This is a genomic window from Sphingobium sp. BS19 (assembly GCF_027925545.1).
GTDB lineage: Bacteria > Pseudomonadota > Alphaproteobacteria > Sphingomonadales > Sphingomonadaceae > Sphingobium.
The window spans coordinates 260,636-287,548 of sequence record NZ_BSEF01000001.1 but is presented as its reverse complement, the minus strand read 5'-3'; the positions used below and the strand labels follow the sequence as shown (position 1 = coordinate 287,548).

The 26,913-nt window shown below is 60.5% G+C and carries 28 protein-coding genes, 1 tRNA gene and 1 pseudogene; 19 read left to right on the top strand and 11 right to left on the bottom strand.

The window, feature by feature from the left end; translation table 11 throughout:
- Positions 1–98: 98 nt before the first annotated feature.
- The 9 genes from QMG56_RS01425 (at position 99) to uvrC (ending at position 8,877) form a co-directional block, all read left to right on the top strand.
- Entirely contained in the window at positions 99–3,392 is a 3,294-nt protein-coding gene (locus QMG56_RS01425) for a YdbH domain-containing protein (protein ID WP_281820783.1), read from the top strand.
- Positions 3,389–3,577 (top strand): YnbE family lipoprotein, encoded by a 189-nt coding sequence (locus QMG56_RS01420; RefSeq protein WP_230188595.1) that lies wholly within the window; start codon positions 3,389–3,391, stop codon positions 3,575–3,577. The genes QMG56_RS01425 and QMG56_RS01420 overlap by 4 nt, the downstream gene beginning before the upstream one ends.
- Positions 3,574–3,978, top strand: a complete 405-nt coding sequence (locus tag QMG56_RS01415; protein WP_230188596.1) for a YdbL family protein — start codon at positions 3,574–3,576, stop codon at positions 3,976–3,978. Before QMG56_RS01420 ends, QMG56_RS01415 begins: the two co-directional genes overlap by 4 nt.
- A gap of 150 nt (positions 3,979–4,128) precedes the next feature.
- Positions 4,129–4,446: an AtpZ/AtpI family protein gene (locus QMG56_RS01410; protein WP_230188597.1), complete on the top strand. Its 318-nt coding sequence runs from the start codon at positions 4,129–4,131 to the stop codon at positions 4,444–4,446.
- Between the two features lie 49 nt (positions 4,447–4,495).
- A complete protein-coding gene (locus QMG56_RS01405; protein ID WP_230188598.1) occupies positions 4,496–5,281 on the top strand; it encodes a F0F1 ATP synthase subunit A in 786 nt (261 codons plus the stop codon).
- 42 nt (positions 5,282–5,323) lie between these two features.
- Complete coding sequence (locus tag QMG56_RS01400; protein WP_070157997.1) at positions 5,324–5,551, top strand: F0F1 ATP synthase subunit C; 228 nt, start codon at positions 5,324–5,326, stop codon at positions 5,549–5,551.
- Between the two features lie 74 nt (positions 5,552–5,625).
- Entirely contained in the window at positions 5,626–6,120 is a 495-nt protein-coding gene (locus QMG56_RS01395) for an ATPase (protein WP_281820774.1), read from the top strand.
- Positions 6,113–6,727 carry a F0F1 ATP synthase subunit B gene (locus tag QMG56_RS01390; RefSeq protein WP_281820771.1) on the top strand — a complete coding sequence of 205 codons (615 nt, stop codon included), beginning with the start codon at positions 6,113–6,115 and terminating at the stop codon, positions 6,725–6,727. Before QMG56_RS01395 ends, QMG56_RS01390 begins: the two co-directional genes overlap by 8 nt.
- A gap of 230 nt (positions 6,728–6,957) precedes the next feature.
- Entirely contained in the window at positions 6,958–8,877 is a 1,920-nt protein-coding gene (gene uvrC / locus QMG56_RS01385) for an excinuclease ABC subunit UvrC (RefSeq protein ID WP_281820768.1), read from the top strand.
- A 53-nt stretch (positions 8,878–8,930) separates the two neighbouring features.
- On the opposite strand, the gene QMG56_RS01380 is transcribed toward uvrC, so the two are convergent.
- The 4 genes from QMG56_RS01380 to QMG56_RS01365 form a co-directional block, all read right to left on the bottom strand.
- On the bottom strand, positions 8,931–10,736 hold the full coding sequence (locus QMG56_RS01380; RefSeq protein WP_281820767.1) for an acyl-CoA dehydrogenase C-terminal domain-containing protein: 1,806 nt from the start codon (positions 10,734–10,736) through the stop codon (positions 8,931–8,933).
- Positions 10,737–10,802: 66 nt separating this feature from the next.
- Entirely contained in the window at positions 10,803–11,228 is a 426-nt protein-coding gene (locus QMG56_RS01375; protein ID WP_281820766.1) for a MerR family DNA-binding transcriptional regulator, read from the bottom strand.
- Between the two features lie 41 nt (positions 11,229–11,269).
- The gene (locus tag QMG56_RS01370) at positions 11,270–11,608 is read right to left on the bottom strand and encodes a VOC family protein (RefSeq protein WP_281820765.1); all 339 of its coding nucleotides are present in this window, start codon (positions 11,606–11,608) and stop codon (positions 11,270–11,272) included.
- Positions 11,609–11,670: 62 nt separating this feature from the next.
- Positions 11,671–12,147 (bottom strand): DUF6456 domain-containing protein, encoded by a 477-nt coding sequence (locus QMG56_RS01365; RefSeq protein ID WP_281820764.1) that lies wholly within the window; start codon positions 12,145–12,147, stop codon positions 11,671–11,673.
- A 91-nt stretch (positions 12,148–12,238) separates the two neighbouring features.
- Between QMG56_RS01365 and QMG56_RS01360 the strand changes: the two genes are divergently transcribed.
- From QMG56_RS01360 to QMG56_RS01350, 3 genes are read left to right on the top strand one after another with little or no spacing between them, the layout of a single operon-like run.
- Positions 12,239–12,802 (top strand): helix-turn-helix domain-containing protein, encoded by a 564-nt coding sequence (locus QMG56_RS01360; RefSeq protein ID WP_281820762.1) that lies wholly within the window; start codon positions 12,239–12,241, stop codon positions 12,800–12,802.
- Between the two features lie 47 nt (positions 12,803–12,849).
- On the top strand, positions 12,850–14,022 hold the full coding sequence (locus tag QMG56_RS01355; RefSeq protein ID WP_281820761.1) for a glycosyltransferase: 1,173 nt from the start codon (positions 12,850–12,852) through the stop codon (positions 14,020–14,022).
- Positions 14,023–14,058: 36 nt separating this feature from the next.
- Positions 14,059–14,841 carry a hypothetical protein gene (locus QMG56_RS01350; RefSeq protein WP_281820759.1) on the top strand — a complete coding sequence of 261 codons (783 nt, stop codon included), beginning with the start codon at positions 14,059–14,061 and terminating at the stop codon, positions 14,839–14,841.
- A 70-nt stretch (positions 14,842–14,911) separates the two neighbouring features.
- On the opposite strand, the gene QMG56_RS01345 is transcribed toward QMG56_RS01350, so the two are convergent.
- The 4 genes from QMG56_RS01345 to yajC form a co-directional block, all read right to left on the bottom strand.
- Positions 14,912–15,220 carry an Mth938-like domain-containing protein gene (locus tag QMG56_RS01345; protein WP_375713620.1) on the bottom strand — a complete coding sequence of 103 codons (309 nt, stop codon included), beginning with the start codon at positions 15,218–15,220 and terminating at the stop codon, positions 14,912–14,914.
- Positions 15,221–15,311: 91 nt separating this feature from the next.
- The gene (secF, locus tag QMG56_RS01340) at positions 15,312–16,283 is read right to left on the bottom strand and encodes a protein translocase subunit SecF (RefSeq protein WP_281820757.1); all 972 of its coding nucleotides are present in this window, start codon (positions 16,281–16,283) and stop codon (positions 15,312–15,314) included.
- 12 nt (positions 16,284–16,295) lie between these two features.
- Complete coding sequence (gene secD, locus QMG56_RS01335; protein WP_281820756.1) at positions 16,296–17,897, bottom strand: protein translocase subunit SecD; 1,602 nt, start codon at positions 17,895–17,897, stop codon at positions 16,296–16,298.
- Between the two features lie 4 nt (positions 17,898–17,901).
- A complete protein-coding gene (yajC, locus tag QMG56_RS01330; RefSeq protein ID WP_230188610.1) occupies positions 17,902–18,249 on the bottom strand; it encodes a preprotein translocase subunit YajC in 348 nt (115 codons plus the stop codon).
- Positions 18,250–18,490: 241 nt separating this feature from the next.
- Here yajC and QMG56_RS01325 point away from each other — a divergent pair.
- Together QMG56_RS01325 and QMG56_RS23410 are read left to right on the top strand one after the other, a co-directional pair.
- Positions 18,491–18,567, top strand: a tRNA-Pro gene (locus QMG56_RS01325).
- Between the two features lie 263 nt (positions 18,568–18,830).
- Positions 18,831–18,923: a hypothetical protein gene (locus QMG56_RS23410; RefSeq protein ID WP_375713619.1), complete on the top strand. Its 93-nt coding sequence runs from the start codon at positions 18,831–18,833 to the stop codon at positions 18,921–18,923.
- Positions 18,924–19,174: 251 nt separating this feature from the next.
- Here QMG56_RS23410 and QMG56_RS01320 read toward each other — a convergent pair whose 3' ends face one another.
- Entirely contained in the window at positions 19,175–19,687 is a 513-nt protein-coding gene (locus QMG56_RS01320; RefSeq protein ID WP_281820751.1) for a hypothetical protein, read from the bottom strand.
- A gap of 239 nt (positions 19,688–19,926) precedes the next feature.
- On the opposite strand from QMG56_RS01320, the gene gstA reads away from it, so the two are divergent.
- From gstA to QMG56_RS01295, 5 genes are all read left to right on the top strand, one after another.
- Positions 19,927–20,571: a glutathione transferase GstA gene (gene gstA, locus QMG56_RS01315; protein ID WP_281820749.1), complete on the top strand. Its 645-nt coding sequence runs from the start codon at positions 19,927–19,929 to the stop codon at positions 20,569–20,571.
- 295 nt (positions 20,572–20,866) lie between these two features.
- Entirely contained in the window at positions 20,867–21,238 is a 372-nt protein-coding gene (locus tag QMG56_RS01310) for a response regulator (RefSeq protein WP_230189581.1), read from the top strand.
- Complete coding sequence (locus QMG56_RS01305) at positions 21,238–23,583, top strand: ATP-binding protein (RefSeq protein WP_281820745.1); 2,346 nt, start codon at positions 21,238–21,240, stop codon at positions 23,581–23,583. The genes QMG56_RS01310 and QMG56_RS01305 overlap by 1 nt, the downstream gene beginning before the upstream one ends.
- Positions 23,576–24,736 carry an EAL domain-containing protein gene (locus QMG56_RS01300; protein WP_281820742.1) on the top strand — a complete coding sequence of 387 codons (1,161 nt, stop codon included), beginning with the start codon at positions 23,576–23,578 and terminating at the stop codon, positions 24,734–24,736. Before QMG56_RS01305 ends, QMG56_RS01300 begins: the two co-directional genes overlap by 8 nt.
- A 14-nt stretch (positions 24,737–24,750) precedes the next feature.
- Complete coding sequence (locus tag QMG56_RS01295) at positions 24,751–25,359, top strand: response regulator transcription factor (RefSeq protein ID WP_281820740.1); 609 nt, start codon at positions 24,751–24,753, stop codon at positions 25,357–25,359.
- Positions 25,360–25,747: 388 nt separating this feature from the next.
- On the opposite strand, the gene QMG56_RS01290 is transcribed toward QMG56_RS01295, so the two are convergent.
- Together QMG56_RS01290 and QMG56_RS01285 are read right to left on the bottom strand one after the other, a co-directional pair.
- Positions 25,748–25,960, bottom strand: a complete 213-nt coding sequence (locus tag QMG56_RS01290) for a hypothetical protein (protein WP_281820737.1) — start codon at positions 25,958–25,960, stop codon at positions 25,748–25,750.
- Positions 25,961–25,970: 10 nt separating this feature from the next.
- Positions 25,971–26,893, bottom strand: a pseudogene (locus QMG56_RS01285) (LysR family transcriptional regulator).
- Between the last annotated feature and the right edge of the window lie 20 nt (positions 26,894–26,913).

The following is a 26,913-nucleotide window of genomic DNA, read 5'->3' as shown; positions in this document are numbered from 1 at the left end:
GTGAATTGCGCCGCAAGGATATTTCCCACTGGTCAGATGTTGTTCATGCGTTACGGGTTCTTACAGGCAATGCATAAAAAGGCCGGGGTGGCGCAGATATGAGCGGTGACATTGGCGATGAGGTGCGCGACGCACCCCCCGCGCCGTCGACGCGCCGCGGTACAGCGGTACGTTGGGCGATGGGCAGTGCTGGCGTGCTTGCGCTCGTCGCGATCTCCGTATGGACCCAGCGGCAGCCGATTGCCGAGAATTTCATCGGCCGCGAACTCAATAGTCTGGGCGTCCGCGCAGATTACGACATTGTCGATATCGGGCTGCGCACCCAGCGAATCGAAAATATCGTCCTTGGCGATCCGGCCCATCCCGATCTGACGGCCCGATGGGTGGAAATCGACTTGTCGCTCGCGGGCCTGACGCCAACGGTCGTGGCCGTTCGCGCAGGCGGTGTCCGAATGTCAGGGACATTGCGAAACGGTGTGCTGTCGCTTGGCGAACTGGACCGGTTCCGTTCTACCGATTCCACCGCACCGTTCAGCCTGCCCGACATCAAACTGGGGCTAAACGATGCCCGCATGCGGCTGGACACGGATTATGGCTCGGTGGGGCTTAAGCTGGATGGCGATGGTAATTTACGCTCCGGCTTCCGTGGAAAGCTGGCTGCGGTCATGCCGAAGCTGGCGGCTGCCGGCTGTGCTCTTACGGAAGGCACCGCATGGCTCGACATTGCAATGCGCGAAGGGCGGCCGCAGTTTCGCGGACCGGTGCGTGGGGCAGCGCTGGGATGCAAAGGTAGCGGCATCGGGATCGCCCAGCCGGTCTTCGATACCGACATAACGTTATCGGCGGCCCTCGACAGATGGACAGGCCATGTCGATCTGACCGCGTTCTCGGCAAAGGCTGCGGACGTTACGCTTGTGAAGCCCGGCGGGCGCATCGGCTTCGACGGAACCGCCAAGCAGACCCGCGGGCAGATCGATCTCGCCGCAGCAGCGGTGCAGCGCGGCGACATCCGGTCTGCACGCACCGAACTGACCGGTGCCTTTCAAGTGGCACCGACCCCTGACGGCATGGATGCGAGGATCGACGGTGCGCTTTCGGCAAATAGACTGGCGATGGCCGGTCCCGATCCGCTCGCCGGACTGCGCGCATCGACCGCTGGGTCGCCCGTCGCGCCGCTCGCCATCCGCTTTGCCGACGCCGTCCGCGCCGCCAGCCGCGACAACCGGGCGCAAGCGCGTTTCAGCATGGCGCAGAAGGGCGCCACCGGGTCCGCGACGATCACTGCCGCCGATTTCACCAGCCGCAGCGGCGCGCGTGCAGGATTGGGGCAAGGCAGCAGCGTCAAACTTGACTGGCCCAAGGCCGGGGGCGGCCTTGGCTGGGCATTGAACGGCAGCATGACCACCGACGGCGGCGGATTGCCCCGTGCAGCCCTGCGCCTTGCGCAGCGGCCCGGCGGCGGGCTGGCAGGGCAGTTGTTCGTCGACCCCTACACCGCACGAGGCGCACGCCTTGCGCTGGAGCCGGTACGCTTTTCTGCGGGCGCAGGCGGCATAACGCGCTTCACCACGGCGATTCGGCTGGACGGCCCGCTGGACGGCGGTGCGGTGCGTGGACTTGCGCTGCCCGTGGCAGGGCAAGTCGCCGCCAATGGCACGCTCACCGTCAACCCGCGTTGCGCCCCTCTGACGCTCGACAGCCTGAAGTTCGGTAGCTTCGCCTTGGGCACCACGCGGATGGCGCTGTGCCCCGATCGCGGCAACGCCTTGCTGGCGTACGGTCCGCAAGGTCTGACCGGCGGCGCAGCGATCGAGGCGTTGCGCCTGAAAGGAACGCTGGGCGGCAGTGCGATGACGCTTTCCGCAGACGCTGCGCGTGGATCGCTCGCCACGAGGACCTTCGATCTGCGCAACGCGCTCTTGCTGTTGGGCGATCCGGCGGCGCCCGTGCGTCTTAACGCTACAACGCTGGCGGGGAAGATGGATGCCAAGGGCCTTTCCGGCACCATGGCGGGGACAAGTGGCCGCATCGGAACCATCCCGCTGCTGGTCGGCGATGCGGCAGGCAAATGGAGCTATGCCGCCAGCACTCTGCGCGTCGATGGTGCACTGACGCTCACCGATGCCGCTGCGCCCAACCGCTTCGAGCCGCTCGTCAGCCGGGACTTTGCGCTTACGCTGCGTAACAGCCAGATTACCGCAAAGGGCAGCTTGCTCGAACCGAAGACGGGCGCGCTGGTCGCCCGCACCGATATCGTCCATCAACTGGGCAGCGGAAAGGGGCAAGCCGATCTCGACGTGCCTGGCGTCGCATTCACCTCTGCACTCCAGCCCGAAATGCTCACGCGCCTTGCGCTCGGCGTGGTGGCCAATGCGCGTGGCACGGTGGCAGGCAAAGGACAGATTCGCTGGGCCGACGACACGGTCACCAGCGACGGCACATTCCACACCGACAACATGGATCTGGCCGCCGCTTTCGGCCCCGTGACCGGCCTCTCGGGCGAACTGCGTTTCACCGACCTGATCGGCCTGGTCTCCGCCCCCAGCCAGATCGCCCGCATCAAGACGGTCAATCCCGGCGTCGAAGTCACCGATGGCGTCGTGCGCTATCAATTGCTCGCCAATCAGCAAGTGCGTGTCGAAAGCGGCGAGTGGCCGTTCGCGGGAGGACAGCTCAGCTTGCTCCCCACCACAATGGATTTCAGCGCGGACAAGCCGCGCAATATGGCCTTCCGCGTCGTGGGGCTGGATGCTGGCGCGTTCATCCAGACGCTCGATCTGGACAATATCTCGGCGACCGGCACGTATGACGGCCTGCTGCCGATGGTGTTCGACGAAAAGGGCGGACGAATCGTTGGCGGCGTTCTCGTCGCCCGGCAGATCGGACGCGCGCCGCTCGTCCTGGCGAACACGGAGTCGCTCAGCATCACTTGCGATCCGGCGCTGCAAAGCGGCACCCTGGCCTATGTCGGCCCTGTTTCGAACGAACAGCTTGGCGTTTTCGGCAAGATGGCGTTCGATGCGCTCAAGCATCTTCAGTATAAATGCCTGACCATTTTGATGGACGGCGCACTAGACGGGGAACTGGTGACGCAGGTGTCATTCAACGGCGTCAACCGCGGTACGCCGGGCGAAGCGCCGATTGGGATCGCCCGTAATTTCATTGGTTTGCCCTTCCTTTTTAATATCAGGATCGAAGCACCGTTCAGGGGGCTGATGAACACGGCGCAATCGTTCGTCGACCCCAGTGGCCTGATTCGCGGCAGCCTGGGCGATCAATATGCGCCCGTGCCGGACATGCCCGCCAAAATGAAAGTCGGCGTCGAAGCATCGATGGGGCTTGCCGTTCAGCCTGCTGAAAGCGACAAGAGCGTAACGAAGGACCCTAAATGAAGACATATAGCATCATTGCGTTGGGCCTGACCGGCCTGTCCCTGGCGGGCTGCATTCAGGTGCGCGCGCCGGACAAGCCGATCGAAATCAACCTGAACGTAAAGGTGCAGCAGGAAGTGGTCGTGCGCCTGCAACGTGACGCACAAGACCTTATCCAGAATAACCCGGAGTTGTTCCCGCAATGACACGTAAATTCATCCTCCTCGCCGCCGGTGCCGCAATCGCCCTGACAACCGGCCTTGCCCTTACCGCGCCTGCACGCGCGCAGACCGGCGCCGTTGCGCAGGCAATGGCCTCTGGCGCCGTGGGCGAACAGTCGGACGGTTATCTGGGCATTTCCGGCTCCGTCTCAGGCGATGTCCGCGCCGAAGTCGATTCGATCAATATCAAGCGCCGTGCCGCCTATACCGATCTGGCTGCCAAGCGTGGGGTAACGGTCGCCGACGTTGCCGCCGCCACGGGCTGCCAGACGCTCGCCAGCCGTGTAAAGACCGGGCAGGCCTTCCGCATTGGCAGCGGCGCCTGGCAGACCAAGGGCGCAGGCGCGATTGCCCTCCCCGATTATTGCGCGACGGCGGGTAACTGACCCTTATTGTCGCCTGCGATTTCCCTTGTCCCTAAGCATGGTTGACTTGGGGGAACTCCCTTTCTAAACGGGCCGCGCCTTGACGGGTGCAGCGTCTGGCGTTCATGGCCTTTGTCTCCGCAGTCATGCGGTACGATGGAGGTGAGAGGAATGTCGGATACTGGACCCGGGGAAGACCCCGTCAAGGGAGATGCGCGGATCAGGTCGCTCGAAGAGCGGATTGAGCGGGCCTCCCGAGACGAACAGGTCAGAACTGGCACCACGCAGCAGGGAGCGGATGCAAATTACCGCCTCGGCAACCGCGTGTTGGCAGAACTGATCGGCGGTCTTGTCGGCGGTGCCTTGATCGGCTGGTTATTCGACCGGCTTTTCGGGACAACGCCCTGGCTCCTGCTGGTTTTCCTCTTTCTGGGGATTATCGTGGCCTTCAGGAACATCATTCGGATTTCGACAAAGCGTCCCGACTGACGGGGCGCTTTCGTCATAGGGTAAAAGCTTCGGCTTACAGGGGTTTCGCGTGGCAGAATCAGGCAAAATCGACCCGATGCACCAGTTTGCGATCGAGCCGCTGTTCGGCACCGATCATCTGGCCATCGGCGGTTACAACATTGCCTTCACCAACAGCGCGCTGTGGATGGTGGCGACGGTTGTCGTACTGTGGATTTTCATGCTGGGCGGCATGAAGCGGGAATTGGTGCCCGGTCGCTGGCAGGCGGCTGTAGAGACCATGACCGGTTTCATCAGCAACCTTCTGACCGCCAATGTCGGTCCTGAAGGCAAGCGTTACGTCCCTTACGTCTTCTCGCTGTTCATGTTCATTCTGCTGGCGAACCTGCTGGGCCTGCTGCCTTTGGGTCTTGTCGGCCTGCACCCCTTCACCTTCACAAGTCACTTTACCGCGACGGGCGTGCTGGCGATCATGAGCTTTGCGATCGTCCTGATTGTTGGCTTCTACAAGCATAAGCTGCACTTCTTCTCGCTGTTCGTGCCGCACGGTACGCCGGTGCCGATGATCCCCTTCATCTTCCTGATCGAACTGGTGTCCTTCATGGTCCGCCCGTTCAGCCTCGGCCTGCGACTGTTCGTTGCGATGACCGCGGGCCACGTTCTGCTGAAGGTGCTGGCAGGATTCGTTATCAATTCCACTAACGCCGGGGCCGGTTTCGGCCTCACCGTCGGCCTCTCCAGCTTCGCCCTGATGATCGGGATCAGCGCGCTGGAAATGCTGGTCGCGGTGATCCAGGCCTATGTCTTCGCGCTGCTCACTTCGCTGTACATCAACGACGCGGTGAACCTGCACTAAGTTTCGCACTAACTTTATCGATATTTAACAAGGAGTATTATCATGGACGCAGAAGCCGCAAAGCTGATCGGTGCCGGTCTCGCAGCAATTGGTGCCGGTATGGCCGCTCTGGGCGTGGGTAACGTCTTCGGTTCGTTCCTCGAAAGCGCCCTGCGCAATCCTTCGGCCGCTGACGGTCAGCAGGGTCGTCTGTTCATCGGCTTCGCCGCTGCCGAACTTCTCGGCCTGCTGGCGTTCGTTGTGTCGATGATCCTGATCTTCGTTGCCTAACTAACCGTTAGACGACAATCGGAATCGAGGCCGGGTGGCATAGCGCCCGGCCTCCAAGACATCGGACGGATCAGATGCCTCAAATCGCGCAAATCGCCGAAACCTACGCATCCCAGATTTTCTGGCTGCTCGTAACGTTCGGCTTCGTATTCTTCGTCATCGGTCTGGGCATGGTGCCGAAGATCGAAGCGACGGTGGGTGCGCGCGATGACAAGATCGCGGGCGACCTGGCGACGGCAAAGGCTGCCTTCGCCCGTGCGGACGAGATCGAGGCGGACTATCGCAAGCGCGATGCGGACGCCCGTTCCTCCGCGCAGCACCTCATTGCGGAATCCAAGGCGAAAGCCGCCAAGGAAACCGAAGCCAAGATCAAGGCGACTGACGCCGTGGTCGCAACCAAAATCGTCGCTGCCGAAGCGGAGATAAAGGCTGCCAGCACGTCCGCCATGGCCGAGATCGAAGCCGTCGCTGCCGATGCGGCACGCGAAATGGTGGCGAAAATTTCTGGCGCTTCGGTTACTCCGGAAGCCGCCCAGCAAGCAGTAAAGGCAGCATTGGTCCATGGCTGAGGCAGCACCCACCACTACGTCGGACAGCACACCGACCGCCGAACAGGCCATCCATGAGGAAGGCTATGCGCCGGTAGGTACTGTGGCGCACGAAGGTGTCGCGGCACATACCGATCCCCGCGCGCTGGGTCTGGACGCCACCGCTTGGGTCAGCCTGTCGATGGCGATCTTCATTACGGTACTGATCTGGAAGAAAGTGCCCGCGCTGATCGGTCGCGGTCTCGACGGGAAGATCGCCAAGATCCGCCTCCAGCTCGACGAAGCCGCCAAGCTGCGCGCCGAAGCCGAAGCGCTTAAGGCGGAATATGAAGCCAAGGTTGCTGCCGCTGCCGGTGAAGCCGCTGCGCTGAAAGCCCGCGCAGAAGAAGAAGCCGCCCAACTGATGGACGACGCGCAGACCAACGCCACGGCGCTGATCGCTCGCCGCCAGAAGATGGCCGAAGACAAGATTGCTGCCGCCGAGCGTGCGGCAATTGCCGACGTCCGCGCGAAAGCCGTGTCGGCTGCAACCGCCGCCGCCGCCTCGCTGATTGCACAGGGTCACGATGCGAAAGCGGACAAGGTGCTGGTCGACAGCGCGATCCAGGGTCTCGGCCCGGTCGCCTGATTTACAGAGCGTCGCGAACAGAAAAGAGGCCGGGGTAAATCCCGGCCTTTTTCGTATCTGGGCTCCCTCACCTCTCACCCGTCATTCCCGCGCAGGCGGAAATCCATCTCCCAACTTTGCGACCGGGGATAGCGCCGGAGATAGATTCCCGCCTGCGCGGGAATGACGAGGGTGGGTTTGTTTGACAGCTCCACCTTTGCAATGCTGCCTAACTCTCCTATCTCCCAACCATGTCCTCCCCCCAATCGCCAGACCGCTTCAACGAAGACAAAGCCAGCTTCACCATCCGCGGCGCAGGCGCGCCCGATATAGATGCCGGCGTGGCGGCGATCCGCAACGTCCTGAAAACCCTTCCCACCCGCCCCGGCGTCTATCGGATGCAGGATGCACGCGGCGATGTGCTGTACGTCGGCAAGGCGCGGGCGTTGCGCAATCGCGTCACTAACTACACACAAGTGGATCGACTCCCCCGCCGCCTGCAACGCATGGTGTCGCAAACCCGGTCCATGACCATCGTCACCACCAACAGCGAAGCCGAGGCACTGTTGCTGGAGGCCCAGCTCATCAAGCGGTTCCGCCCGCCCTACAATGTCCTGCTGCGCGACGACAAAAGCTTCCCCTTCATCCTGCTGCGCGAGGACCACGCCTATCCCCGTATCCAGAAGCATCGTGGCGCGCGCAAAGCAAAGGGGCGCTATTACGGCCCGTTCGCAAGCGCCGGTTCGGTAACGCGCACCATCAACGCCCTCCAAAAGCTGTTCCTGCTGCGCAGTTGTTCGGACAGCTTCTTTGCCAACCGCTCCCGCCCTTGCCTGCTTTATCAGATCAAGCGCTGCTCGGCCCCCTGTGTCGAACGCATCGCGCCGGATGCCTATGCCGAACTGGTACAGGACGCGCAGGATTTCCTGGGCGGCAAGTCGACCAAGGTGCAGCAGAAGCTGGGTGCCTCGATGCAGGCCGCGTCCGACGCTATGGATTTCGAACAAGCGGCCGTCATTCGGGACCGCCTGAAGGCGCTGACGTTCATTCAGGGATCGCAGGCGATCAATGCCGAAGGGCTGGGCGACGCCGACATTTTCGCACTGGCAACCAAGAACGGCGCGATGTGCATTCAGGCGTTCTTCATTCGCGGCGGCCAGAATTGGGGGCATCGGAGCTTCTTCCCGATCCACACCGCCGAAGTCGACGAAGCGGAAGTCCTCGGCAGCTTTCTGGCGCAATTCTACGAAGAAGTGCCGCCACCCAAACTTATCCTCGCCGACCGTCAGCCCGCCGATTGCGAACTGATCGCGCAAGCATTGACCGAACGGATCGGATCCCGCGTCCGCATCGAAATGCCCCAGCGTGGCGACCGCACCCGCCTAATCAAACAGGCGCAGCGCAACGCCGTCGAAGCCCTCGACCGCCGCCTCGCTGAAGCCACGACCCAGGCGAAGGTGCTGCGCGACATGGCCGATGCCTTCGGGCTGGAGGGTGTGCCGGACCGCATCGAAGTATACGACAACAGCCATATTCAGGGCACCAATGCGCTGGGCGCAATGATCGTTGCCGGGCCGGAGGGCTTCCGCAAATCCGCCTACCGCAAGTTCAACATCAAGAATCCGAACACGGCCCCCGGCGACGATTTCGCCATGATGCGCGAAGTGTTCGAACGCCGCTTCGGTCGCGCGCAACGCGAAGATCCGGATCGCGACAGCGGCGAATGGCCCGACCTGGTGCTAGTCGATGGCGGCAAGGGGCAGGTGAGCGCCACAAAGGCCGCGCTGGAGGAAATTGGCGTCGAGGACGTGACGTTGATCGGCGTCGCCAAGGGTCCGCATCACGGGCGCGACGGCCGCGAAGTCTTCCACTTGCCCGACGGCCGCGAAATGATGTTCCCGGTCAATGACCCGGTGCTCTTCTTCCTCCAACGCCTTCGCGATGAAGCCCATCGTTTCGCCATCGGCGCGCACCGTGACAAGCGCAGCAAAGCGATTACGGTCAGTTCTCTGGATGAGGTGCCGGGGATCGGCCCCGCGCGGAAAAAGGCGCTGCTGATGCATTTCGGCACGGCCAAGGCGGTGAAGAGTGCCGCGCTGGAAGACTTACAAAAGGCGCCGGGCGTTTCGACAGCAGTGGCGCAGCAGGTCTACGACTACTTCCACGGATGACCCACTTCTCCCTCTCCCCTCAAAGAGAGAAGGAGAAAGGGCCACCGCGCAACTTACGCCGCTGTAGCGAACATCTCCGGATCGAGCGCCATAAGCGAGTCCGCACCGCCTTCGATCTTGCGACGTAGCGCGCCTGCGTCCGGCATGATGCGTTCGGCGTAGAAGCGTGCCGTGACGAGCTTGGCTTCCAGATATTTGGAATCGCCCTCGCCCGCATCGAGCAAGCGGACTGCGGCGCTTGCCATGCGCAACCACATCAGGCCAACCGATACGATACCCATGATGTGCATGTAGCTATGCGCGCCGGCACCAGCATTGTTCGGGTTGGTCATGGCATTCTGCATCAGCCACATCGTAGCGCCCTGCAACTGCGCATTGGCCTTCTCCAGCGCCTCCGCAAAAGGTGCCAAGCGGGGTTCTGCCTTGGCAGTGGCGACTTCGTCTGCGATGATCTTGAAGAAAGCCTGCAGCGCACGGCCGCCATTCTGGGCAAGTTTGCGACCGACAAGGTCCATCGCCTGAATGCCGTTGGTGCCTTCGTAAATCTGGGCAATGCGGGCATCGCGCACATATTGCTCCATACCCCATTCCTCGATGTAGCCATGACCGCCATAAACTTGCTGGCTGGTCACGGTGATGTCGAAGCCCTTGTCAGTGCCATATCCCTTGATAACGGGCGTGAGCAGCGAGATGAGATCATCGGCGGTCTGGCGTTCCTCTTCGGTCTGCGCCTTGTGCGAGAGATCGTCTTGCAGCGCGCCCCACAGGCATAGCGCACGCAGCCCCTCGGTCAGCGCCTTGCCTTCCATCAACATGCGGCGCACGTCAGGGTGGACAAACAGCGTGTCAGCTTTCTCATTGGGCTCTGCAGGACCGGTGAGAGCGCGACCCTGACGGCGATCCTTGGCGTATTGTACGGCGTTCTGATAAGCGACCTCGCCCTGCGCCAGACCCTGCAGGCCCACGCCCAGACGTGCGGCGTTCATCATGATGAACATGGCGGCGAGACCTTTGTTCTCCTCACCCACCATCCATCCGGTCGCGCCGTCGTAATTCATGACGCAAGTGGAATTGCCGTGGATACCCATCTTATGTTCGATCGACCCGCAGGAGACCGCATTGCGCTCACCAAGCGTGCCATCTTCATTCACGATGAACTTCGGCACGATGAACAGCGAAATGCCCTTGCTGCTTTCCGGCGCGCCGGGGGTCTTGGCCAACACGAGGTGAATGATGTTCTCGGCCAAATCGTGCTCGCCCGACGAGATGAATATCTTGGTGCCTGTGATCGCGTATCTGCCATCTGCCGCAGGAACGGCCTTCGTCTTGATAAGGCCCAGATCGGTGCCGCAATGCGGTTCGGTCAGGTTCATGGTGCCGGTCCATTGGCCGCTCACCATCTTGGGGACATATTTGCACTTCTGCTCATCGCTGCCCTTGGCAAGGATCGCGGCAGTCGCGCCCGCCGTCAGCCCATGATACATCTCGAATGCCTGATTGGCCGACAGCACATATTCCCCAAAGGCCGTCGCGATGACGGAAGGAAGCCCCTGCCCGCCAAACTCTTCCGGCGCATGCAGTGTGGTCCAGCCACCTGCGACATATTGGTCGTACGCATCCTTGAACCCGGTGGGCGTCGTGACGCTGCCGTCTGGATTACGAGTGCAGCCTTCCCGGTCACCAACCTGATTGAGCGGGAACAGCACTTCCGCCGCGAATTTGCCGCCTTCGCCCAGCACCGCCTCGATCAGATCAGGTGAGGCATTTTCAAAGCCTGGCAGATTGGCGTACCGGTCGATATTGACGACATGGTCGAGAACGAACTGCGTATCGCGAACGGGGGCGGTGTAGGTGGGCATGGTGCTCTCCGAATATTATTGCGGGTGTGGCATTGGGCCTCATCCCGATTATGTAGATTCGATCGTTTAGCTTTCAGGGTCGCCGCTGACTTCCACGATGGACACGAAAGCCGATAGTTCCTCGATTGCGGCGTCAATATCGGCCTTCTGCCGTTCGAGCAGATCAATGCGCGCGCGGCATTTGTCGATGGTCACGCGGCGTTGCACGGCGCGGCCATCGTTCAGATCGTACAGGTCGATCATCTCGCGGATGTCGCCCAGGCTGAAGCCCACGCGCTTGCCGCGCAGGATCCAGGCCAGCCGCGCCCGGTCCCGGCGCGAATAGATGCGCGACAGACCCTGCCGCTCTGGCGCGATCAGCCCTTCGTCCTCGTAAAAACGAAGCGCGCGCGCCGTAACGCCGAACTCCGCCGACAAGTCGGAAATGCTGTAGTGATCGCGTTCATCCAGATCGGGCATCTCGATGCCCGCAATTTGTATCATGTGCGTCATGCCATGATTTTTAATTGACGTTTACGTTCGCGTCAAGTGGATCAATGTTCGCTTTGATAGACGCCGATTTCATGACCTGCAGGGTCGACGATATGGAAACGCCGTCCGCCCGGATAGGCGAAGATCGGCACACGCAACGTCCCGCCTGCCGCCGTTGCCGAAGCCAGCGCAGCCTCCAGATCGGTGACTTCGATAAGTGGCAGGACCGGCGGCGTGGGCTGCGTAGTGTCCGCATTAAATCCGACCGTGGTGGCGCCGCCTTCGATCGCGGCATAGTCGGGACCATATTCGGTGAAGGTCCAACCGAAAGCGTTTTCGTAAAAAGGCCGGACAGTTACGATGCTCTCCACCGACAATTCGACATAGTTGAGTTTGGCCATGAGTCGCGCTCCTTTGTTCCTGATATGTACGTATCGAGATTGGCGCGATGTGCAAGCCGCCGTCAGGACATGCGATAAAAATCCGCGACCCTGTCGAGCGCCAATGTCAGCACCAGCTTCCCCGCCCGACTGGGCCATTGCAGCGCCTTTTCTGCCGCCGCCAACCCCTCGCCTGCGCAAGCGACCCGCCATAGAATATCGGCAAGGCCCGGTCCCGCGGCGCGAATGGCGGCATCGAACCGCTCCCTTGCCGACAGTTGCCCTACGGTCGGATCGGATATGCCGGGGCCGGCGCGCTTGGCCTTCGCGACAGGCGCGGGATCCCATCGCATCGTCACTCGTGCGCCAAGGCCCGCCCGCTCCCAGTCGCGACGAAGCGCTTCCCCCGCGAGAAATTGCCGGTCGGTCAGCTTGCCGCGCGCGTGAAGCCAGGTCAGCGGCGATTCGCACAGGTTGACCATCACCACACGCAGATCGCCCTCCCCATCTTCGATGGTCCGGGCAATCCTGTGAGCGGCTTGAGGTGCTGATTGAGACATGGGTGCTCCCGCAAATTGTGGCCCTCACCTCTTGCTCCAGCGGACGATATGTAGGACAGAGGAAAACCATATAGGTTATAGGATTTCCACAATGATCACCCGAATTCGTGACGTTCGCAAAGCGAAGGGATTGACGCTGGAGGATGTGGCCCTGCGATGCGATCCGCCCACTACGGCGCAGACGATCGGGCGACTGGAAACGGGAATGCGCACGGTTTCGGTCGGTTGGCTGAACAGGATCGCAACGGCATTGGACGTTTCATCGGCCGATCTGGTCGATATGCCGGGTCAGGAAACGCTTCCGGTTGCCGCGCTGATCGGCCCCGAGGGCGCGCGCGCACCGACCAGCGCCATGATCCTCATTCCACCGACAGCTTCGGGTGCGATGGTGGGCGTCCGCGTGATCGCGAGCATCGGCGATTATCGAGGCGGCGACGAGATATGGTGTGAGCGGATCGCGGCGGATGGCTACGCGCAGGCGCTGAACCGCGACATATTAGTGCCGCGACCGGGTGGACGATTCCTGTTCGGACGGCTGATCGGGCGCGATGCGGGGATGGTCCACATCCTGCCGCTGGGGGCAGGATCGCGGCAGCAGGTGCTGGCCGACCCGCCATGGGCCGCCATCGCCAGAAAACTCATACGGAACCTCTAGATAATGCAGCTAACCCGCTGTTAAGTATGATCGTATAAGCAGGCAGTATGACAATTCGCGTCCTCATGCTGTCCACGCTGTTCCCTGACATCAGCCGTCCCAATTTCGGCGTCTTCGTCGAGCGGCAAGCACGGGAACTGGCGAGCCGACCGGAGGCGTATGTGACGGTGGTGGCACCCATCGGCATACCGCCCTGGCCGCTTTCCAACGCCGACCATTATCAACCGCTTACCCGGTTGCCGGAGAAGGAACGGTGGCGCGACCTGACGGTCTATCGGCCCCGCTTTCCCATTCTCCCGAAGATCGGTGGACGCTTCAACGTCGCCACCATGACGCACGCAATCATGCCGCTGATCCGTCGCCTGCATGGCGAGCGGCCTTTCGATGTGATCGACGCCAGCTTCTTCTATCCCGATGGCCCGGTCGCGGCCAACATCGCCAAGGCGCTGGGTATTCCGTTTTCGGTCAAGGCGCGGGGCGCCGACATCCACCATTGGGGCCATGCACCCGCGACGCGTAAGGCGGTGCTGCGCGCCGGAACACAGGCAGCAGGGTTGCTTGCCGTATCAGGTGCGATGAAGCGATCCATGGTCGCACTCGGCATGGATCCCGACAAGATCGCCGTGCATTACACCGGCGTCGATCTGGACCGCTTCGCGATCATGGATCGGGCGGCCGCCAAATCCGAACTCGACCTTGCCGGTCCGGTGGTGCTGAGCGTGGGGGCATTGATCCCGCGTAAGGGGCAGGACCTGTTGATCTGCGCCCTCCCCAGCCTGCCGGGCGTGACGCTCATCCTGATCGGCGAAGGACCGGAGCGCGGCAATCTGCAATCGCTGGCCGAACGGCTGGGCGTAGCCGATCGCGTGGGCATATTGGGTGCCGTACCGCATGACCGCCTGCCGCAGTTTCTGGCCGCAGCCGATGTGATGGCTTTGCCGTCAGCTTCCGAAGGCCTGGCCAATGCCTGGGTCGAGGCGCTGGCCTGCGGCACCCCCATCGTCATCAGCGACGTGGGCGGCGCACGCGAACTGGTGGATCGCCCGGAGGCGGGCCGGATCGTAGGCCGCGAACCGACAGAGATAGCCGCCGCCGTGCGCGAACTGATCGACAATCCGCCGGATCGGGAGGCAACGCGAGAAACGGCCTTACGCTTTACGTGGAAGGCGAATGGCGACGCGCTCTTGGCGCATTTGCAGGGGATTGCTGGGACGGTTTAGGGTGTTGGCCTCGTTGGGGCGTTCCTCGGCAATGTCTTGAACAAAAATACTGTCCGCTATGGGGTCGTTGCAGCAATTGAAACGCGGTATCCCGTTTCACAGACTAAGGAAATCAGTGTGAAACTCTGTCGCTTTATTTTTCTGATCAGCCTCTTCGTCCCCCTTGGGCCCTTGAATGCTCAACATCCGATCGTTTTGGCGAAACTTAATGAATGGAACGCCGCTGCACCTGTTCTTAGTCAAGAGATTATAAAGATCGAGATCAAAAAAACGGCAAAAGAAATCTATGGGGAGCAGGTCGCCTGCAGTAATTCAGACATTACGATCGATGCCGTCGAACCGGCAACTGCCGATCGATATGCTTTCAACGCCATCGCGCACAGAATGTTGAAAAATGCCTGGTTCGTCACCGCGCGATTGCCGGGTTGTGACCTAGCGCCGGTCCGCTACATGGTCATGCAGAACAACGACAACAGCATAGAGACAACTCGCGTGAATCGCGGAATGTCCTATGCATGGGACTCACTGATAGGCGACACACTCCCGGCGGCTCAACTTTCCGCATCCGTTGCTCTTGAGCGAGAGGGTATTAAGTGCGGGTCCAACGAGAAGGCGACTTTGGGAGTCACCCGAATTGCCGCTAAAGAGCCCAGCCTAGGCAATAGCACCTTTGGCATTCGCTATTCTGGCAGTTGGACTGAAGTTTGGCCGATTGAAGTCTGCAAGCAAACCGTTGAGATCACTATTCAATTCAAGGCTGACGGAGATGGCGGTGCGTTCACCCACATTCCCGGAAATAAAGCGCGAGTTCTGCCATAGTGCAAAGATTTTGCGGATCGACTAGCCGTTCCGAGCCAAAGAGAAAGGGCTCGCTTTTCGGCAATCCACCCTACAACGCCATCAATGCCGCAATGACCTGCCGATCCTCCGACCGCAGCACGCCCCAGGCGCGCGCGGCGGCGCGGCTGTCCATGACTTCGACGCCTACGCCGCGCGCTTCCATCGCGCGGACGAAGGCGCGAGGCGGCTGGATCAGGCCGATGCCGGTGCCGAGCAGCAGAAATTCGGGAACAGGCTCCAGCGTCGCGAGCGGCCCCAAGGCCTCCAGCGTCATCGCTTCGGCGGCGGGCGCATCGTCCCACGGCCATGCTTCGGTCGGGCTGAGCAACACACCACCGGGAAACACCGTTTCCTGCAAGCGGAAACCGCGCCCGGTAAAGCCGGTGATGCGCGGACCGGCATAGCCGCCGTCCCGTCGCATTTCCATTCCGGTCGTCACGGGCGGTGGCTCAGGGTTTCGCGCCGTCGCCTACGCGCTCGGCCTTCGACGATATGCCGCCAGACTTCTTTTCGGCAGGTTCGGGCTTCAGGCCAAGGCTGATGAGCAGCGAGGACGACACATAAACCGAAGAGTAGGTGCCGATGACGATACCCAGCATCATCGCCGCCGAGAAGCCACGCAACACATGCCCGCCGAACGCGAGCAGAGCGCCCAGCGCCAGCATGACTGTCACCGACGTCATCACCGTGCGCGGCAGCGTTTCGTTGACGGACAAGTCGATCAGCGACTTCATGTCCATCTTGCGATATTTGCGCATGTTTTCGCGGATACGGTCGTCGATTACCATTTTGTCGTTGATCGAGTAGCCCACGATGGTCAGCACGGCGGCCACAATGTTGAGGTCGAATTCCAGCCGCGTGATCGCGAAGAAGCCGAGCGTCATCAGCACGTCGTGCATGATCGCAACGAACGTCGAGACGCCGAACTGCCATTCGTAGCGGAACCACGAGAACACTGCGATGCCGACCACCGCGAGCAGCACGGCGAGGATGCCGTTCTGGATCAGCTCGCCCGACACCTTGCCCGACACCGCGTCATAACGGCTGAAGGTCACGCCGGGATATTTCGCTTCGACGGTGGATTGCACCTGACGCACCAGCTTGTCGGTCGCACCGTCGTCACTGCTTTCGGGCAGCGGCAGCCGGATCGAAACGGTGCGCGGGTCGCCGAACTGCTGCAACGAGACTTCGCCGACATTCATCGCGTCGATATCGCTACGCACCTTGTCGAGTGGCGGGGGCGACGCAAATTTTGCTTCGACCATCAAGCCGCCGACGAAATCGACGCCCATGTTAAGGCCGCGCACGCCAACCGCCGCAACCGCCAGCACCGTCAGGATCGCGGTGATCGCAAAAGCAATCTTGCGAACGCGGACGAAGCCGATGTTCGTATTGTCGGGAACAAATTTGAGGAGTTTCATGGTTCTACCCGATCAAATATTCAAATCGGCCGGGCGGGCACGGCGGAGCCATGTCGCCACCACCAGACGGGTGAAGGTCACTGCGGTAAACACCGACGTCGCAATGCCGATCAGCAGCACGATGGCGAACCCCTTGACCGGGCCGGACCCCAAAGCAAGCATGATGCCGCCAGCGATGGCATGCGTCACGTTCGCTTCAAAAATCGTGCGGGTCGCTTCCTTGTAGCCGAATTCGACCGATTGCACCACGCCGCGCCCGCGCCGCCGCTCTTCGCGAATACGTTCGTAGATCAGCACGTTGGCGTCCACCGCCGTACCGATGGTCAGTACGAACCCGGCGATCCCCGGCAGTGTCAGCGTTGCGTTCAGCAGGCCCATCACGCCCAGAATGACCAGGATGTTGATGACCACCGCCATGTTCGCATACATGCCGAACCGACCGTAGCTTAGGAACATGAAGATCGCGACGGCACTCGCCGCGACAACCGATGCGATGATGCCGGCCCGGATCGAGTCCGCGCCAAGCTGCGGCCCGACGGTGCGTTCTTCCACGACCTTCAGCGCCACGGGCAACTTGCCCGAGCGGAGCGCGATCGCCAACTGGTTTGCGCTTTCCACGGTGAAGCTGCCGCTGATCTGCGCGGTGCCGCCCAGAATTGGCTCATTGATGTTCGGCGCGGACAGCACTTTGCCATCAAGGATGATCGCGAACGGACGGTTGACGTTTTCGCTCGTCACCTTGCCGAATTTGCGGCCGCCCGATGCGTTGAAGCGGATCGAGACGGCGGGCAGATTGCCCTGCTGCTCATACACCTGCGTCGCGTCGGTCAGTTCGTCGCCCGACACCATTACCTGACGCTTCACCGCGATGAACGGCACGCCGGAGGGATTGGTAGGATAAGGCAGCACTTCGCTGCCCACCGGCGCGCGGCCCTGCGCCACTTCGGCCGGATTGGCGGTGAAATCGACCAGCTTGAATTCCAGTTTGGCGGTCTGACCCAGCAGATCCTTGAGCTGCTTGGGGTCTTGCAGACCCGGCACCTGCACAACGATGCGATTGTCGCCCTGTCGCACGATGCTCGGCTCGCGTGTGCCCAGTTCGTCGATGCGCTTGCGGATGACTTCGGTGGCGACTTCCATCGCGCTGTTGACCGAAGCGGCGATGCCTGCATCGGTCGGGCTCAGGACGATGGTGCTGCTGTCCACCACCGTCACGTCGAAATCGCGCTGCCCGGTCATCCCTGCGCCCTGCGTCAGCGGACGGATGCGCTCCACGGCGGCGTCGACCTGTGCAGGATTGCGGACCATGAAGGACAGTTTGCCGTCGCGCCGCGAAATGTCGCCAATCGCGATGCGCGGATCGCCCCGGCGCAATTCCGTGCGGATCTGATCTTCCATGTTGGTCAGACGCGCCTTGGTCACGTCATCGGTGCTTGCCTCCAGCAACAAATGGCTGCCGCCCGACAGATCGAGGCCAAGATTGACGCGCACCTGCATGGCCTTTGGCCACTGATTGGTAATGCGTTCGGGCAAGAAGCTGGGGATCGCGCACAAAATGCCGATACCCAGCGTCAACAGAATGAGCGTTATCTTCCAACGCGGAAAGGTCAGCATAGGGTTAGTCGTTCGCCGGTTTTGCAGTCACGGGGTCGATCACGTCAGACAATGTTGCCTTGACCGCGCGCACCTTCATACCCGGCGCCAGCTCCACATCGACATACAGGTCGTCGACCCGCACCACTTTGCCAACAAGGCCGCCGCCAGTGATGACCTGATCGTTCTTCTTTACAGCGTCCAGCTTTGCCTTGTGCTTTTTCATCCGCGTTTGCTGCGGACGGATAAGCAGGAAATAGAACACGACGAAGATCAGAACCAGCGGCAGGACATTCGCAATGATCCCGGCAGTCCCGCCCGAAGAGCCGGTGCCCGATGCGGCGGCTTGGGCAAAGGCAGGGGTGATGAACATGAAGACACTTTCAAGTCTGAGAAAAATGCGCGGACCTGTGGCACGAGATACCACAGGACCAAGGGCGCGCGGCTAACACAAACGGTGCGTAGGAGGCAACATCAATAGCAGGATCGTCAGCAGTTCGGGCGGAAAAGCCGATAGGTCAAAACGGACAAGGCGGGAATATGACGCAGCGAACAAGAAGCTATGAGACCCCCTTGCATCTTCCCCCACATCCGCCTAAACGCCGCCCTCCGGTCGGGACGTAGCGCAGCCTGGTAGCGCATCACACTGGGGGTGTGGGGGTCGGAGGTTCGAATCCTCTCGTCCCGACCAAAATTTCAATGACTTAATCTGAAATTTCCACCCCTCCCAGTGACGCAATTTTACATACCTTCCGGGCTGAGGCGTCTGTCGGTGGACAGCTACGTCAACTACGCCGCTTGCTCGCATGTTGTGTGCATTCCAAAGCGCGCGATTTCAATTTCGGGCAATGGTCCCGCACCCTCCTTTCCGATGACTCTGCCGGATCTCGATACGATCTGCGCGCGACACACATACGCGAAACGGTAGAGCATTTCGGCTAAGCTGGAGGAAGCATCGTCAATATCGGTTCGATCCTCAGCACGCATCCGTCGGCCGGTGGCACAATCTACTCCGCCACGAAGTGGACTTTCCATAACTTTACCTGACGCTTCGCGTGCAAGCTTGGACCACGCAACATTCGCGTAACCGGCGGCGCGCGCAGTCTGTAACACCCAGCGATCGCGGGCGCCGCGTCTAACCGCAGGGCTTCCCGGACCTACATGATATCTATTGCTGAAATGCTGGGAGTCGGGGGCGTCATCGCTGACTGGAGCCTGCGCCCCCGCTCGCGTGCCTCCCGCGGGGAGTATCCTGCGCAGCGTCGAAATTCAGTCGTCGGAACGCAAACGAGGGCTGATTATTTCGGCTTTGCCTGCTGGGGATACCAGTATCGCACATGGCAAGATTCGCAGACCTGATCGAGGTCGCCCGAGGCCTGGTTCATTTTTACCACGTCCTTGTCATGGGCTGCCGTGATAAACTGATCCGCACTGACCGAAAGAGCCTTCGCCATATCCGCAAAGCTGGTTCGATCGGCATCGATGAAGCCCTGAACCTGGGCCGTTGTGGATCCTCCAGTAATGCCTTCATCCTGGATTTTTTGGCCGGGCTTGGAAACGGTAATTTTACTGGCGGACACTATGGCATCTGCCTGTGCCTTCACCTTCTGGCCAGCGGCGGACAGCTTGGCCCAATCGTCGGCGGTCAGCTTCGACGCCTGCGGCTCCCCTGCGTCGTTTAACGCCCGGTTGCTGACATCCCAGAGGATTTGTGCTTGCGGGGCCACCACGTTCTTCATCATGCTTCGAAGCACAACTGGCTGGGGATCGGAGTTCGCGTTGTCCTTCTGACATCCGCTGATCAAGGTCATTCCTGCTAAAAGCATTAGCGTCATTGATCGCACGGGACACTCCTTCGCTGCACCGTCTTCATTTACACATTAAGTTACACGCTGGAAATGATTTGAGCCGATAGGGTTACATTCTGAAATTTTTGCCAAGCTCTGTTGGCCGATTGTTTTCAGCGAACACCTATTCCCACCCGAAATGGAGCGTTATCGCACCAGCGCGCATTAGTGGCAGGGGGACATCATATGAGGGAAGGCAAGGAATGAAACTCTATCATGAGGTGCGCGGTTGTTCGTTGGCGGTCGACATTGTAGCGCGGGAGTTAGGCATCGACCTAGACCTGGAGTGGGTCGATATGGCTTCGAAGCGCCTTCAGGACGGCAGCGATTATCATCTGGTGAACTCCAAGGGTACTGTTCCAACGCTCGAACTTCCGAATGGCGATCGGATCAGCGAAGGCACGGTTATCATGCAATATCTCGCGGATCTTAGTCCGGAACAGCGGCTGCTGCCGCCCCATGGTTCGATCGAACGCCTTCGCGTGCTGGAATGGATGAGCTTCGTCGGAGCCGATTTGCACAAGGGCGGCTTCATGCCGTTGTTCAAAGCCAACACACCTCCTGAATATCGTGAGATCGCCCGTCAATACCTGGGAAGGCATTTGACCTGGCTCAACGGTCAACTGGCGGACCGCACGGTTCTGGTCGGGGAGGACTTCACCATTGCCGACGCCCACTGTTACACCATTGCCATGTGGACCGCAGCGCATGACATCTCGACGGAAGCATGGCCGAACCTCACGCGCTACCTGAAACAGATCGGAAGCCGCCCGAGCGTGCAGGACGCCGAGCGCGCCGCCTACGAACAAGGGCAGGCCAGACTTGCTGCCGCCGCTCCCGGCGGCTGAGCGACTGATCATCATCGGGCGGTGGCTTCAACCGCTTCCGGCCGATGTATAATACGGCCCCCTGGTCATTCATGCACCGTCCCCAAAAATAGGGTCCCCCGAAAACAGACGCGTCCGGGTTCTGTCCCGTAGGAGGGGTTTGTCTCAACTAACCCGGCGGAGGCACAGCAAATCAAATGAGGCGGACTGTACTGGTCTCGACAGCCCGACCATACAGTGAATTCGTGAAAAATTGACACTTTGGCAACTTTACCCTCTTATCAGTCCGTCGGTTAGCCATTGAAAGCACCAGACAATGATCTTGGTCGTCGAGGACGAGGCCGACGTCCGGGAGGAGTTGGTCGAAATGCTGGAACTGCGGCGATTCGCGGTTATCGGCGCCGCGAGCTTGGCTCCCGCTCTCGAGACCGTCAGGCAGGCGACTGGCCCTTTAGCTCTGTTGACGGACCTCCGCTTGCGCGAAGGCAGTGGTCTTGATCTGATCCGCACTATTCGATCCGACCCGGACCTGAATGCGAAGGTGAACACCATCATCCTGATGACAGGCCACATCGATCTGACAGAGCAGATGGAGCACGAAATCGCGAAGCAGGATCTGCATATCCTTTTCAAGCCGGTGAACATCGATCTGCTCTTATCCCTGCTCGTACAAGACGGGCCAGGCTGATGCATGGCATTCTTAACCCGTTACGAGACGGCAGCGATTTTCGGCTGAGCGGCGCGTCCCTGAAGCGTATGACGGCCCAGGGATGGGCACTGACGATCGTCCTGTTGGCCGTGGCCATCGGCGCGAGTTCCTTCCGCATCATTCTCGCCCCCGGGTTCGAGATGTATCTCGGCCCGATTTTCTACCTTATCGCCTACAGGCTGGGCGGTCTGCGGCTGGCCATTCCCATGGTGCTGCTGACGATGGCGTCATCCTGGTTCTGGTGGGGCCATATCTTCACCATTGCGCTGGCGCTCGGACACGTGCTTTTCATCGACAAGACCCGCTTCGCCGGTCCGTCGCTCGCCATCGCTACCGCTGTCTTCTCGCTGACCATCGGGGCGGCGGCGTCGTTCCTGTTCCTGCACTTTCACTACGATGCATCGCCAACCATTTTCGCGCTGACGATGATCCGCAAGCTTCTCAATGACGTGCTTATGGCGGCGCTGGTCGACCTGGCTCTGTCACTTTTGATTGTAGACCTTCCGGCAGGTCGCATCGTGCTACGCAAAACGGTCAGCCTAGCCGAACTCCTGCCTGCCTCCATTACGCTCGTCGTGCTGGCGTCCGCGCTTGTGATGTTTGTCAGCAGCGTCCGGCGTTTTCCTGAGGACTTCAAATCGTTCATGACTGAAACTGCGCTCCACGCGGAAGTGCGGATAGGTCGCGGATTGGTCACTGGTAAGGACTTTCTCGGCGTATCGAATTTGCAGAATATGGGGGCGGTCCCTCAGAAACTGCTGATTGCGGACAACGAAAGCAGCCTTCGTACCCCAGAAGTGCTGCAGCTCTTCGGCTGCGAACGGATCGACGATGGGAAGGATGTGACGGGCCCGAACGATCGCAACACGTTCGCCTATTGGGTTTCCGCCTGCCAGCTTGACAATCACACAATCTCCGGTCGCAAATATTTCTACCTCTACTCAACCCGTCCAGCTGCCGAGAGCGCCTATCGCAGGGTGCTCCTTGATATGCTCGGCCTGGGCATCATTCTGGTCGTGGCGATCTTGTTGCAGATGTTGATTACGCGCGCCCTGCGGCGTTCGTTACAGGCTTGGAAAGAAGTTGCAGAAGGCTTGGGCCAGCCCGGCCTCTCGGCTCCCCAAAAGCTTACGTTCAACGAGTTCGACCGCCCGATCGAAGCCATCGTCGCTGCGAACAACAGCCTTGCGGAACTGGCTCAAGAGCGTCGGCGAATTGCCGAGGCATTCATCGAGCTCAAGAAGGAAATGGATCTGCGCCTCGCAGCGGATATCCATTTCGACTCCGCCACAGGCGTCCTCAATTTTCAGGAGATCAGCATCACGCGGGTTGCGCAGGAACGGTCCCAAGCAATCCATCCCAATGATCGCCTGGCATTTGTCGACATTCGCAATGATGTCGAGGCGTTCATCGAGTTTCGGCTGGCAGACGAAAATTCAAGCGACTGGTATCTGTTCGTCGGTCACGACCTGATGGCCCCCGGCCATTGGCGTTCGGGGTGGATGGTGCGCCTCCGCCAGTCCAAGCTGGTTCAAAATCGCATACTTCAGCAGGCACGCCTCGTTGAGCTCGGAGGCATGGCCTCAGCCTTGAGCCATGAACTCAAGCAACCGCTGTTCACCATCTCGCTTGCAGCCGAGAACGGCCGGTTGTTGCTCGACCAGGCAGGCCCCGAAAACGTGCCCCGCGCGCGCGGCAAGTTCGATCGGATCAGCGAACAGGTAAACCGCGCGCGCGATATCATTGCCCGAATCTCGCGCTACGCCCGGATCGAGAATGACAGTCCCGAACCTGTCGATCTGGGCGACGTGGTCAGAACGACGCTGTCATTCATGCGGCCATTGCTCGTCCAGCACGATGTCGGCATGAAAATAACGTTGCCGGACGGGCCGCCGGTTTTGCTCCTTGCGCCGCGCGTCGGCCTTGAGCAGGTGCTCGTCAACGCCATCCAGAACTCGGTCGATTCTATCGCAAGTCGCCGCGAAGGCGACGACCCCGGCCTCACCGGCGCCATCGAACTGGAGGTGACTGCCACAGAAAGCGGACTTCGCATCAGCATTGTGGACAATGGCGCAGGGCTAGCGTTGATCCAGCCGGACCGGGCATTCGATGCCTTCATGACCACCAAGGAAACCGATCGCGGGACAGGCCTTGGCCTTTATATTTCGCGGCAGATCGTCATGGAAATCGGCGGAAAGATCAGCATTGGGTCGCGCCAGACGCCAGAGCGGGGCGCAATCCTGACCATCGACTTTCCGAGCTTCGTCGCTCTTTCGCGCGACAGGCTTCCATTCGGGCCTACGGAGCATGCGATAAATGCCTAAGCCCCGGATCCGCATCATCGATGACGATGAAGAGAGCTGCTCTGAAATTGCGGACGCGCTTATGGCGTCAGGGTACGACTGCTCCTGGGCACATTCTCCTGATTCCATGATGGGCCCCCATGAACCGGCGCCTGACATTCTGATCCTGGATTTGAGCATGCCGCGGGTCGACGGCTTCCAGGTCATTCAGAACCTCGCCGGTGCGGGACGTCAGCCGCATCTCATCGTGGCCAGCGGCCACGAGCAAAGAATCATCAGAGCCGCAGTCCGCAGCGCACAGGAAGCTGGTCTGCATGTTTTGGGAGCACTAGAGAAACCCTATTCGATCGCCTCCTTGCTGGCGCTTGTCGAAAGCCGTCTGACCGCGCCAGGCAAGACGGCAGACGATCATGCGGCGCTGATCGGCCATCTTGTCGACACACAGACCCTCACGAGCCATGTGCAGACGGCGTTTCAATCCAAGCATCGGCTTTTGAACGGCGACATCGTCGGCTATGAGGCGTTGCTGAGGATTTCGGTGGATGGCTGCTCGGTTAACCCCGAAGCGGTTTTCGCTCCTGCAGTGGCCTTGCACGATCAACTTGCAGTGACACGCACAGTGCTCGACGACGCGCTGCGCTTCGGTTCAACCTTGCGAAGCGCTGGCGCAAACCTCCCCATCGCGGTCAACTGTACCCCCGCCCTGCTTTGCGCGCCCGATTTTCAGGACCTTGTCTTCTCTGGCCTCGACCGCTGGAGCATGCCGGCCTCCTCCCTTTTGATCGAAATCACCGAGCACGAGACCGTCTATTCGTTCGACGCCCTGGCAACCGCGGTCAGTCGACTTGCGATGCGGGACTGCGGCATCTCGATCGACGATTTCGGTCGCGGCGCAACGAGTCTGGAACGCCTTTTCGACCTGCCTCTCACCGAGTTGAAGATCGACAGGGAGATTTTCTGGAAATGTGTCGACGGTCGCGAGCCTCCCGCTTTGCTCAAGGAGGTGGTGCGTTATTGTGACGACCGAAACATCACGTCTACGATCGAAGGTATCGAGACCGCCAACCACTTGGAACATGCGGTCTCTATGGGCGCACGGAACGGGCAGGGCTACCTATGGGGAACGCCGAGCCTCGACACCGAAAGCCTACTCAGATTATTTTCTACCTCCTGAGTGGAGTAATATCTATGCGCAGCATTTACATAGTCGACGATGACGACACGGTCCGCTCCGAGCTGCGCTCGTTGTTGTGCGTATACACGAATACGGTGCTTCGCTCGTTCTCATCGGGTGACGAATTCCTTGGGGAATTGGACAGCCTGTCGCCCGCATTGGTCTTGCTTGATATGAACATGCCAGGCGCAAGCGGCACAGATGTTCTGGCGGCCCTTCGCGACCGGCCAGACCTTCTGGCCATCGTCGTGACTGGCCAGGGAGACATGCGTGTTGCCGTGCAGGCGATGAAGGCGGGCGCAATCGATTTTCTCGAGAAGCCCTGCCAGCCCCAAGCGCTGCTGCAGACGATCGACCTCGCCTTTGAGACCCTGGAACAGACCGAGCAGACGATTGCCCGCACCGGTCAGGCGCAACGACGGCTTGCGTGCCTTACTGCGCGAGAACGCAATGTGTTGGACGCACTGATAGAAGGAAAATCCAACAAGGTAATCGGCTACGAACTCGACATCAGCCCGCGCACCGTTGAAGTCCATCGCGCCAACATGATGGATAAGCTGGAGGTGCGAAGCCTCTCCGAAGCGCTGCGCATCGCCTTCCTGGCAGGACTTATCGCTACCTGAGCCGGTCATGACCGAGCGCCTCCCATCGCCAGCGACGCTGGCGGGTTGCCGGGGCCGACACAGCTTGGGTAGAACAGCCACGCCGACGGCGGGGAGATCATCGTGCGCGTCGCGTTCAATCCGGGCGGCTTGTTGACCCTTTGACATCCGAACCATCCGCGTCGAGAGCCATGCCCATGCATGACAAGGCTGCTCCCGACAGCATGGCAAGGAAACAGGACGGTTCCGTCCCGATGTCATGGACCGTTCTGATCCTGCTGCTGCTCAGCACACCGTCAGCTTAGGCGGCCCGACGGCGCTGTGCATTTTTTCAGGAACAGATCAAATATGATCTCCATCTGACCGACTGGCATCTGGGTCTGACGAGCGGGCCAGCCTTCGCGTTGCTCTACGCGGCTGCCAGCATCCCGCTCGCACGTCTTGCCGAACCTCGTGACCGGTGGATTATCCTGTCGGCGTGTCTGATGGTCTGATCGACGATGACGATGACGATGCTGTGCGGCGCGGCGACCGGCTTTTTCCAGATATTTCTCGCAACCGTCATCGACCAGCTTGCCTTCCGATCCCCCGTCAACTCGTGCAATCCGAGCTTGGGCGGCAACGGCAGTTCTTCAAGATGCTACGAGACGATGTTGCGGTAGCGTATTGGCGAACTTGCGTGCGAGGCTGATCAAGGCGCTGAATGCCGCTGAAGGGTTGCGGCGGTTGGGATAATAGAGGCACAGAGGCGCGAGCGGCGGTGTCCAATCTTCAAGAACACGAACGAGACGCCCCGCCGCTATGTCTTCGCGTACATCGGACTCCATGAAATAGCCGATGCCCAGATGGTCCAGGACAGCAATCCGTGAGAGGCTGGCTTCGTCCAGAGTGATCGGGCCTTGGACATCTATCTGGACAGGTTGTCCGTCCTTCTCGAACTGCCAGCGATGCAATGCGCCATTCGGGAGGCGAATGCGAAGGCATGCATGATGGAGCAGGTCGGGAGGAACACGGGGCTTTTCGTTGTTCTCAAAATAGGCAGGTGAGGCAACGACGGCAAAGCTCCGGGATGGCCCAACAGGGATCGCGATCATGTCACTGGGAACGAGGTCAGCGCTCCTCAGGCCCAGATCGAAGCCATCGGCCACTATGTCGACAAGTCGGCCCTCTGTAACAAGGTCGATATGCACCTGAGGGTAACGATGCAGGAATTGAAGAAGAAGCGGTGCAAGAACCTCACGCGCAGCGGTGGCGAAGGTGTTGATCCGCAGCGTTCCCGATGGCGTTTCCCGCTGCGATCGGGCCGCGTTCATCGCATCGTGAATGTCTTTGAGTGCGGGGCCGATCTGAGCGACGAAGTTCCGTCCGGCATCCGTGAGCGAAACGCTACGGGTCGTGCGATTGAACAAGCGAACGCCCAGTTGGCGCTCCAGCTTACCGATGGCGTTGCTCAGCGCCGTTGTCGACAGCCCAGCTCCAGCGCCGCTGCCCGGAAAGATCCCCGGCGCGCAATGGCAAGTACCGCATCGAGCTCAATCAATCCATCGTGAGACATTATCCCGATTTCCACAACGT